The sequence below is a fragment of the Zoogloea oleivorans genome, from assembly GCF_008107625.1.
In the GTDB taxonomy this organism is placed as follows: domain Bacteria; phylum Pseudomonadota; class Gammaproteobacteria; order Burkholderiales; family Rhodocyclaceae; genus Zoogloea; species Zoogloea oleivorans.
Map to the genome: position 1 here is coordinate 137,548 of NZ_SDKK01000016.1, position 9,358 is coordinate 146,905.

Genomic DNA, 9,358 nt, shown 5'->3' on the forward strand with positions numbered 1-9,358 from the left:
CCAGCCCGGCCTGGGCGCGCCAGTCGGTGATCTGCAAGGTTTCGGACTGGCTTTCGAGGTTGTTGCGGGCAATCGCCAGACGCGCCTGGAAGGCACGCAGCTCCACGTAATTGAGGGCCACTTCGGCCACCAGACTGACGCGGGTGCTGCGCAGGTCGGCGAGGCTGGCGTCCAGGTCGGCGTCGGCGGCCTCCAGCGCCCGGCGGGTGCCGCCAAACACATCCGGCTCCCAGCTGGCGTCGAAGCCGGCCTGGTAGAGCGTCCGGGCTGCACCGAGGCTTGTGCTGCGGGTGACGCCGGAACTGGCGTTCACGGTGGGGAAGCGATTGGCCGAGGCCAGGTCACGGCTGGCGCGGGCGCCCCGCAATGCGGCAGCTGCGCTTTTCAGGTCCGGATTGGCGAGCAGGGCGTCATCGATGAGGGACGACAGCAGCGGGTCGGACAGTTGCTCCCACCAGCGGGACAGGTCGGCCGAACTACCGGCGAGCAGGCCGTCGAGGGGAACCGCCTGCCAGGCAGCCGGAGCGACGGAGGCCGGAGCCCGGTAATCCGGGCCGACGCTGGCGCAGCCCGCCAGCGCGGCAATCAGCAGCACGGGAAGCAGCCGCTTCGCCCGGAGGGGACGAGGCGTGGAAGAAAGTGAAGCCATCAGCAGGACCGGAAAGCTCTGCGCATGCCGCGCAGCGACAGGCCGATCATTCCTTTTCTGCGGGTAAACCGCGGTTAGCCGGGTGTAAAGCTGGGTTAAGACGCCCTGGCCCGGGTGAAATCCTCCGCACAAATGTAAAGCGGACCGCAAGGGTCCGCTTTGATGCAACGCACGTCAGGGAGAGTTGGGCCCGGCTCAGGGCCCAATTGGTCAGACCACTACGGTCTGCGCCTGCCCTTCAGCCCGGGCTTCGATGGTGCCCAGGTTGTAGACGGTTTCGCCGGCTGCACGCAGTTGCCCGGCGGCCGCGTCGGCATCTTCCTTCGCAACGATGACGACCATGCCGATGCCGCAGTTGAAGACCCGGTACATTTCCTGGGCATCCACGTTGCCGGCCTGTTGCAGCCACTGGAACAGGTGGGGCATTTCCCAGGCGTCTTTCTTGAGCACGGCGGTCAGGTTGTCGGCCAGCACGCGGGGCACGTTCTCGAGGAGGCCGCCACCGGTGATGTGAGCCATGCCCTTGACCAGGCCGGCACGCGTTTCCATCAGCGCGAGGAGCGACTTCACGTAAAGACGGGTCGGCTCCATGATCACGTCCTTCAGCTTGCGACCGTGGAAGTCGGCTTCCAGATCGGGCTTGCTGACTTCGATGATCTTGCGGATCAGCGAGTAGCCATTGGAGTGGGCGCCGCTGGACGCGAGACCGAGCACCACGTCGCCCGGGCGGATGGTCGAGCCGTCGATGATCTGCGACTTCTCGACTGCGCCGACGGCAAAGCCGGCCAGGTCGTATTCACCGTCCGGGTACATGCTGGGCATTTCGGCGGTTTCACCGCCGATCAGCGCACAACCGGACAGCTCGCAACCGCGGGCAATGCCTTCCACCACGGTGGCGGCGGTATCGACGTTGAGCTTGCCGCAGGCAAAGTAATCGAGGAAGAACAGCGGCTCGGCACCCTGCACGAGGATGTCGTTGACGCTCATGGCGACCAGATCCTGGCCGACGGTGTCGTGCTTGTTCAACTGGAAGGCCAGCTTGAGCTTGGTGCCCACGCCGTCGGTGCCGGACACCAGCACCGGCTCCTTGAACTTCTTGGAGATCTCGAACAAGGCCCCGAAACCGCCGATGCCGCCCATCACCTCCGGACGCATGGTGCGCTTGGCAAAGGGTTTGATTCGGTCTACCAGGGCATCGCCAGCATCAATATCCACACCGGCATCGCGATAAGTAAGGGAGCTCATGGGTTCTGTGATCTTCTCTTGAAGCGTCCGGACGCCATCGGAATGCGCTCATCGGGTTGAGCGCCCCGCCGTGACCGGCTACATTAACGGGCCTTGCACCACCGGCTGCCGGACGATTCCGCCAGCCGCGCGCAAACAAACCCGAATTTTAGCCGAAATGTCGCCGGCCCGCCCCTTCCGGGTGTGTGTTGGCGAGGCCACCCCGTGAAGCAACTCACTCTCGATCTGCACGCCGACGCACCACCGGTGCTGGAAAACTTCGTCGCAGCGGCCAATGCCGACCTGCTCGCCGCCCTGTACGAGGCGGTTCCGCTTTCCAATCCGCCCCAGCACCTCTTCCTGTGGGGCGATGCCGGCAGCGGTCGCAGCCACTTGCTGCGCAGCGTCGTCACCGCGGCGGCCCAGGCTGGCCGGCCGGCCTGCTACCTGCGCGCCGCCGACGTTCTCGACAGCCTGCCGCAGGCGCCCGGCCTGCTGCTGGCCATCGACGACGTGGAAGCCCTCGGCCCGGATGCCCAGATCGCCCTGTTCCGCGCCTTCAACGACGCCCGCAGCCAGCGCATGACGCTGATTACCAGCGGCGCGGCCGCGCCGCTCCACCTGCACCTGCGCGAAGATCTGCGCACACGCATCGGCCAGAGCCTGATCTTCGAGGTCAAGTCGCTCACCGACGAGGACCGCAACGCCATCCTCAACGCCCAGGCGGCCACCCGCGGCCTGCGCCTCGAACCGGAAATCGTGCAATACCTGCTGCGTCACGGCCGCCGCGACTTATCCAGCCTGCTGCGCACCCTCGACGCCCTCGATGCCGCCTCGCTGGAACGCAAGCGCCCGATCACCCTGCCCCTGCTGCGGGAAATCCTGCAGCGCGACCAAACTCTTTAAGACGCCATGGAACTCGTACTTTTCGACCTCGACAACACCCTTCTCGCCGGCGACTCCGACTTCGAGTGGGCCCAATACCTGATCTCCCGCGGCGTACTCGACAAGGAAGTCTACGAAGCCCGCAACCAGGAATTCTTCGACCAGTACAAGGCCGGTACGCTGGACATCTTCGCGTTCCTCGACTTCCAGCTGAAGCCCCTGGCCCGCCACAGCCGCGAACAGCTGGATGCCTGGCACCGGGAATTCCTGGAGACACGCATCCGCCCGATGATGACGCCGCAGTCCTGTGCGCTGGTGAAGAAGCATCTGGACGCCGGCGCCATCGTCGCCATCGTGACCGCCACCAACAGCTTCGTCACCTTCCCGATCGCCCGAGCCTTCGGCATTCCGCACCTGATCGCCACCATTCCGGCCCAGGAAGACGGCGCCTTCACCGGCAAGCCGCGCGGCATGCCGGCCTTCAAGACGGGAAAAATCGAACGTGTCGAAAGCTGGCTGGAAAGCCTCGGCCTGTGCTGGGGGAGCTTCACGCGCAGCTGGTTCTACAGCGATTCCCACAACGATCTGCCGCTGCTGGGCAAGGTCAGCGAGCCGGTGGCCGTCGACCCGGACGACACGCTCCGCGCCCACGCCACCGCCCAGGGCTGGCCGGTGATTTCGCTGCGGGACTAGGACCTACACACCGTTGGCGCGGAACCACGCCAGCAGGCGCTTCCAGCCATCGGCTGCTTCCTCGGCCCGGTAGCTGGGCCGATAGTCGGCATGAAAGGCGTGCCCGGCCTCCGGGTAAATCATGAACTCGCCTTTCTTGCCGGCCGCGGTCAGCGCCTCGCGCATGGCATCCACGTCGGAAACGGGAATTCCCTGATCCTTGGCGCCATATAGCCCCAGTACCGGCGCCTGGAGCGCACTGACCAGATCCAGCGGATGCTTCGGTGTCATCTCGCTGGATGCACCGCTCAGACGACCATACCAGGCAACCGCGGCTTTCAGTTTTGGATTGTGGGCTGCGTAAAGCCAGCTGATCCGCCCGCCCCAGCAAAAACCGGTAATACCCAGCCGGGCCGGATCGCCCCCATTGGCGGCGGCCCACTCGGCGCAGGCATCCAGATCGTGCATCACCTGAACATCCGGCACCCGACTGACGATGGTGGCGAGGATTTCCGGCACGCTGGCAATCCGGGACGGATCGCCCTGGCGCTGGAAAACATTGGGCGCAATCGCCTGATAGCCCTGCCGGGCCAGACGCCGGCAGACATCGCGAATGTATTCGTGAAGACCGAAGATTTCCTGCACCACCAGCACTGTCGGAAACGGACCCTTGCCAGCGGGCTGCACCCAGTAGGCCTTGACCGGAACCCCGTCCGGCGCCTTGATGGCGATGTCCCCGGCGACAAGTCCGTCTGCGGCAGTCTGGATGACGCTCTGCCCCAGCGCCGGGCGCACCGAAAGGGCAAAACCAGCCGCCAACGATGCACCGACGAAAGTCCGGCGACTGAGCGGCAAGCCGGGAACCAGGCTGTCGAAATCGGAGTCCTTGACCAGCATCGGACGTTCCTCATGAATGGAAAGGGCGCTAGGATACCCCAAGGACAGGCCAGGAAAATGCAGCAGGGAGCCGCCCTGCCGACGTGAAACTAGCCCCAGGCCGTCAGGCTGGCACCCGTTGCCGGTGCCGCACGCTCGAACCAGCCAGCATCCTGACGAAGCGGCCTGCGAGGGGCCGGCCGGGCGTTCCGATGCGCGTCTTCGGGCCCATGCTGGCGCACGAACTTTGCCATCAGGGTGACCTGCTTGCCATGCACATGGATCAAGCCGCCATCGGCGAGTTCGCGAAAAATCCGTGACAGGGTTTCCGGCGTAAAGCCCAGACGAGCGGCCAATACGTGCTTGGGAATTTCCAGCTCCAGCAGCACATCGGAAACCTGTCCGAGCGCCGGGCCGGCGAGGCGCACGAGGTAGTCCACCACCTTGGCCGTGCCGGACTGGAAGCAGTCGGCGGCAATGTCACGCTCAATCGACGACTGCCGTTCGGCCATCGCCCCAAGCATGCGACGCGAGACCCCCACATCCTGTTCAATGGCCCGGTACACACCATCGCGCCCCACAGCCAGCAGCACTACCGGTGTCACCGTTTCGACCGATGACATGTACGGCGCATCGCCAAACAGCTCGGCCACACCGAAGATTTGACGCGGCGAGAGAATCTCGATCACCTTCTCGCCACCATCCGGCGACGACACCGCCACCTTCAAATGGCCGGACATCACGTGATACAAGCCGCGAGGCCGATCACCAGCGGCGTAAATGACACTGCCCTTGGGCAGACTGAGGACCTGGGAGGAACGGGCGATGTCCCCCACGATGGCGGGCGACAAACCACGAAACAAGGCTATCTCGCCCAGCACCAATGAGAGATCATCAAGACTCGTTTGCATCATTTTCCTCGCAGAACTCAAGCCGGGAACGTGCCTGAAAAGAGTGGAGATCCCGTTGTATGGACTTTAGTCTAGGAGCCGAACCCGGGCCGGAATTTGATCTAGATCAGATGTGAAACGATACCCAAAACAAGCAAATTACCCCTTAAGAGGTATAGTCATAAACGCCGAAAAAGACACCCAATTTATTGTTTTATATAAGTTAATAAAAAAAATGACACCTTCCGAAAGATCGTCTGAAAAATCACCAGGAGCCTTTTCCCCTACTCCCTTTTTCCAGCGGTCCGAGCCCCTTTATGCAAGCCGCGGGCGCATTCACTGCCCCAGAATTGCGCCGCGGCCCATCGACAGACCTGGAGACCCAGATTGAGCACCCAGCACTCCACTGACAGCAACCCTCTCCCCTCCAGGCGCAAACCGGGCAGCCCGTCCGTCGTCGTCCGGCTCGGTGCGTGGATTGCGGCCATTGCGTGCCTTGCGGTGGTCTCCATCCTGGCCTCGATCACGGTTGCCGAACTGTCTTCGGGCGAAGCACGGGCAATCAACCTGGCGGGCTCCCTGCGCATGCAGTCCTACGTGATCCAGGCCGCCGTTGGGCAGCGCAGTGAAGGCCAGCAGGGGGTGCCCAATCTCGAGCAGGCCCTGGCCGATTTTGAAGTACGCTACCGCAGCCCGGCCCTGGTGCGGGCCATTCCGGCCGGCACCGGCGATCCGGTGCGCATCGCCTACACAGGCGTCGGTGAATTCTGGCGGGAACGCTTCCGCCCGGCAGCCCTGCAGGCCAGCGCCAATCCAGCCATGCCCCCGTCACTCCAGGCCGATACCGGGGAAATTGTCAGCCGCATCGACAGTCTGGTTGCACTGGTGGAACAAGGTCTGGAAGCCAAGCTGCAACTCCTGCGCCTCGTACAGGGCGTTTCACTGATCCTTCTGCTCATTGTGGGCGCCACCGCCGTCTTCCAGTTGAAGACTCACGTGCTGCGCCCCCTCGACGACCTCCTCGCCTCGGCGCGACGCGTCCGCCTGGGCGACTTCGGCGTGCGCGTCCCTCCCCGGGAACCGGACGAACTGGGGCAACTCGGCGAGGCCTTCAATTTCATGGTGGAAGATCTGTCACGGATCTACAGCCAGCTTGAAAGCCGGGTGCAGGAAAAGACCGAAGCACTGGCCCGCAGCAACCAGTCCCTGAAGCTGCTCTACCGCACCACCCGGGCCCTGTCGGAACGGGCCGTGACACGGGCGACCCTGCTGCAACTGCTGCAGGAAGTGGAACAGGTCATCGGCATTCGCGCCGGCGCCCTGTGCCTCCACAGAACCGGTGACGTGGATATCGCCGCCGTCACCGGTGCGCTGGATCCTGAGCAGGTGGAAGCTCTGTGTCAGGCCGGTTGCCGGGGCTGTGGCGAAAGCAGCGAGCCGCTCGAGGGTGTCACGACAACAGAAAGCCCGGGCGGGGAACGGACGATCACGGTTCCCCTCTTCGACGGCAACCGCAACCATGGCGCCATGGTCCTCATGCAGGCGGACAGCGAGAACCTCGAGGCATGGCAGATCGAGCTGCTCGAAACTGTCGGTCGCCACATCGGCGGGGCACTCGCCACCACCCAGCGCAACGAGGAACGCAACCGCCTGGCCCTCCTCGACGAACGCTCGGTGATCGCCCGCGAACTCCACGACTCCCTTGCCCAGTCCTTGTCGTACCTGAAAATCCAGGTCACCCGCCTGCAGAGCATGTTGAGCCGCAATCCGCCACCGGAACCGGTCAACGATGTGGTCCGCGAACTGCGCGACGGTCTCAACGAGGCCTATCGCCAGCTCCGCGAACTCCTCACCACCTTTCGGCTGCGCATCGACGGACGTGGCCTGCCGGCGGCCATCGACGACACCGTGCAGGAATTCCGCCGCCGCACCGGCATCACGCTCGTACTCGGCAACCACCTCAGTGGGGTTGAACTGGCACCGAGCCGCGAAATCCACGTCCTGCAGATCATCCGTGAAGCCCTCTCCAACATCGAACGCCACGCCCACGCCCGGCACGTTTCCGTTACCCTCGAAAACGATGGCGCCGGCCTGCACGTCACGGTCGAGGACGATGGCATCGGCATCGATGAGAATGCCATCCCGATGCACCGCTACGGCATCGTGATCATGCGCGATCGGGCCCAGAGCCTGGGCGGCGAACTCGCCATGCTGCCCGGCGCCAGTGGCGGCACCCGCGTCGAACTGCGCTTCCCTGCCTCCGCCCCCCTGCACGATACCAACCCGCCTGCCCAAGGAAGCACCCCATGAATACCCCGGCCCTCAGTACCGTCATCATCATTGACGATCACCCCCTGTTTCGCAAAGGCGTCTCCCAGCTGATCGCCCTCAACGACGAGTTGCACCTGATCGGCGAAGCCTCCAGCGGCGAAGAAGGCCTGGAACTGGCCAAGGCCCTGGAGCCAGACCTGATTCTGCTTGACCTCAACATGAAGGGCATGAACGGCATTGAAACCCTGCGTGCGCTGCGCGAGGCCGACCTGGCCGCCCGCATCCTGATCCTCACCGTCTCCGACGCCGCCGACGATCTGGTCGCCGCGATTCGCGCCGGCGCCGATGGCTACCTGCTCAAGGACATGGAACCGGAAGAGCTCCTCGACCGCATCGTCGAAGCACAGCGCGGGCGCATCGTCATCAGTGAGAGCCTCAACGGCCTCCTCGCCAGATCCCTGCGCAACGAAGCTCAGGCCGCAGAACGCAGCCTGGCCCACCTCACCGAACGGGAAAAGGACATCCTCGGCTGCCTCGCCAGCGGCCTGTCGAACAAGCTCATCGCCCGCGACCTGAACATCGCCGAAGGCACCGTCAAGGTACACATCAAGAACCTGCTCAAGAAACTGAAGTTCCGCTCCCGCCTCGAAGCCGCCGTGTGGGCCATCGACCAGAACCTGCGGCCTTGATGCGCATTCATCGGTAGGAGCCATGAACGGCCAGGATAGCCGCCAGGTGCAAGGGATAAAAGCTGTAAAACGCCATCCTGGGCAGCCTCGGCACATGCGCGGACCAGCGCGGCGACACCCATATCACCCAGGGAGTAACAAGCAGCGCCACGATGGCATTGACCGATACCCGGCTCATGCCGGGATTGTTCATTCCGAAGGCCAGGGCCGAGACCAGAACGACTGCCAATGGCCAGTCACCGGGGCGGCGTTTCAGCCAGTACCAGGCCAGCAGCTGGGCCACCGGCATCCACGCGCCGCCATCCAGCCATGCGGACCCCGCCACCACGATACCGGCGGCCAGCCCAGCCAGCGCGACACTACCGATTTGCGCCAGGTAAATCAGGCACACACCGCTGGCCAGGGTGGCCATCGCATTGAAGCGCCACAGATGCCAGTCGGCAAGCAGCAAGGCGTACACAGGCTGCGCCAGCCCCCCCCAAAACAGCAGCAAACCCAGGTAACGCATCGCCCGGGCCTCGGGGTCATGGCGAAGATGAAACACAATCAGCAGCGAAAAAACGGGAAAACTCACACTGCCGATGGCGCTACCGAGAACAGCCCAGGGCGGCGGCAAGGCAAGGGCGATATGGTTGAGCAGCATGCACACCACAGCAGCCCATTTGGCAAACTCCCATTGATGATCAGTGCGGCGCAAGGCCAATCGCCCTGGTGGAAGACGGTAATCTGCCGCTTGACGTGCTCCTCCGGCTCAACCTGGCGAACCGACAATCATGGCACACTGCCCCGCGGCAGCGAGCTGCAGACCAAGCACACACGCCGGCGCACCTCCAGAGCCACTGCCGATCCAGGGCAGACCGTTGGATACCGTGATGCTGGTGATCCTTGCAGCGGCGGGCAGCGAGTTTGAGATCACCCACAAACCCGTGTCGCCCATGCCAGTAGCCGGATTGCCCGAGGACAGCTCAACGATATATCCCGGCGGTGCATAGCTATTGCGTACACCGGTGAGCGATGCCGCACCGGCAATGCACAACGCGATGACCACGCCCATCGTGCGCATCCCCTTCCCCCGCAACTTGCTGTAGGCAAACACCCCGAGCAAAAGCGCCAGCAAGGCCAGCGCTGACGGGGAAAAGGGCACAGCCTGAGCGTCCTGGGCTGACGAATAACCGACCGTTACAGGGCGGATTCAACCGGTC

The 9,358-nt window shown here is 64.0% G+C and carries 10 protein-coding genes; 4 read left to right on the forward strand and 6 right to left on the reverse strand.

Annotated features, from left to right (window positions below; all coding sequences use genetic code 11):
- Together ETQ85_RS26290 and purM are read right to left on the reverse strand one after the other, a co-directional pair.
- A partial coding sequence (locus ETQ85_RS26290) for a TolC family protein (RefSeq protein WP_187394748.1) occupies nt 1-649 on the reverse strand: 649 nt, incomplete at its 3' end.
- Nucleotides 650-859: 210 nt separating this feature from the next.
- A complete protein-coding gene (purM, locus tag ETQ85_RS17240; RefSeq protein ID WP_148580318.1) occupies nt 860-1,894 on the reverse strand; it encodes a phosphoribosylformylglycinamidine cyclo-ligase in 1,035 nt (344 codons plus the stop codon).
- Nucleotides 1,895-2,098: 204 nt separating this feature from the next.
- Between purM and hda the strand changes: the two genes are divergently transcribed.
- Both hda and ETQ85_RS17250 read left to right on the forward strand, forming a co-directional pair.
- On the forward strand, nt 2,099-2,779 hold the full coding sequence (hda, locus tag ETQ85_RS17245) for a DnaA regulatory inactivator Hda (protein WP_148580319.1): 681 nt from the start codon (nt 2,099-2,101) through the stop codon (nt 2,777-2,779).
- A gap of 6 nt (nt 2,780-2,785) precedes the next feature.
- Nucleotides 2,786-3,451, forward strand: a complete 666-nt coding sequence (locus ETQ85_RS17250) for a histidinol-phosphatase (protein ID WP_148580320.1) — start codon at nt 2,786-2,788, stop codon at nt 3,449-3,451.
- Nucleotides 3,452-3,454: 3 nt separating this feature from the next.
- On the opposite strand, the gene ETQ85_RS17255 is transcribed toward ETQ85_RS17250, so the two are convergent.
- Together ETQ85_RS17255 and ETQ85_RS17260 are read right to left on the reverse strand one after the other, a co-directional pair.
- Nucleotides 3,455-4,327, reverse strand: a complete 873-nt coding sequence (locus ETQ85_RS17255) for a dienelactone hydrolase family protein (protein WP_148580321.1) — start codon at nt 4,325-4,327, stop codon at nt 3,455-3,457.
- Between the two features lie 89 nt (nt 4,328-4,416).
- Nucleotides 4,417-5,217 carry a Crp/Fnr family transcriptional regulator gene (locus tag ETQ85_RS17260; RefSeq protein ID WP_222862195.1) on the reverse strand — a complete coding sequence of 267 codons (801 nt, stop codon included), beginning with the start codon at nt 5,215-5,217 and terminating at the stop codon, nt 4,417-4,419.
- A 366-nt stretch (nt 5,218-5,583) separates the two neighbouring features.
- On the opposite strand from ETQ85_RS17260, the gene ETQ85_RS17265 reads away from it, so the two are divergent.
- The gene (locus tag ETQ85_RS17265) at nt 5,584-7,506 is read left to right on the forward strand and encodes a histidine kinase (RefSeq protein WP_148580323.1); all 1,923 of its coding nucleotides are present in this window, start codon (nt 5,584-5,586) and stop codon (nt 7,504-7,506) included.
- Entirely contained in the window at nt 7,503-8,156 is a 654-nt protein-coding gene (gene narL / locus ETQ85_RS17270; RefSeq protein WP_148580324.1) for a two-component system response regulator NarL, read from the forward strand. Before ETQ85_RS17265 ends, narL begins: the two co-directional genes overlap by 4 nt.
- Before the next feature lie 7 nt (nt 8,157-8,163).
- Here narL and ETQ85_RS17275 read toward each other — a convergent pair whose 3' ends face one another.
- Together ETQ85_RS17275 and ETQ85_RS17280 are read right to left on the reverse strand one after the other, a co-directional pair.
- Nucleotides 8,164-8,853 (reverse strand): TraX family protein, encoded by a 690-nt coding sequence (locus tag ETQ85_RS17275; protein ID WP_187394749.1) that lies wholly within the window; start codon nt 8,851-8,853, stop codon nt 8,164-8,166.
- Nucleotides 8,854-8,907: 54 nt separating this feature from the next.
- A complete protein-coding gene (locus tag ETQ85_RS17280) occupies nt 8,908-9,300 on the reverse strand; it encodes a hypothetical protein (protein WP_148580326.1) in 393 nt (130 codons plus the stop codon).
- Nucleotides 9,301-9,358 lie beyond the last annotated feature (58 nt).

Bases quoted from the DNA above. Each gene is read 5' to 3' on its own strand.
- purM (WP_148580318.1), bottom strand. From the start codon at position 1,894: ATGAGCTCCCTTACTTATCGCGATGCCGGTGTGGATATTGATGCTGGC.
- ETQ85_RS17250 (WP_148580320.1), top strand. From the start codon at position 2,786: ATGGAACTCGTACTTTTCGACCTCGACAACACCCTTCTCGCCGGCGAC.
- ETQ85_RS17255 (WP_148580321.1), bottom strand. From the start codon at position 4,327: ATGCTGGTCAAGGACTCCGATTTCGACAGCCTGGTTCCCGGCTTGCCG.
- ETQ85_RS17260 (WP_222862195.1), bottom strand. From the start codon at position 5,217: ATGCAAACGAGTCTTGATGATCTCTCATTGGTGCTGGGCGAGATAGCC.
- narL (WP_148580324.1), top strand. From the start codon at position 7,503: ATGAATACCCCGGCCCTCAGTACCGTCATCATCATTGACGATCACCCC.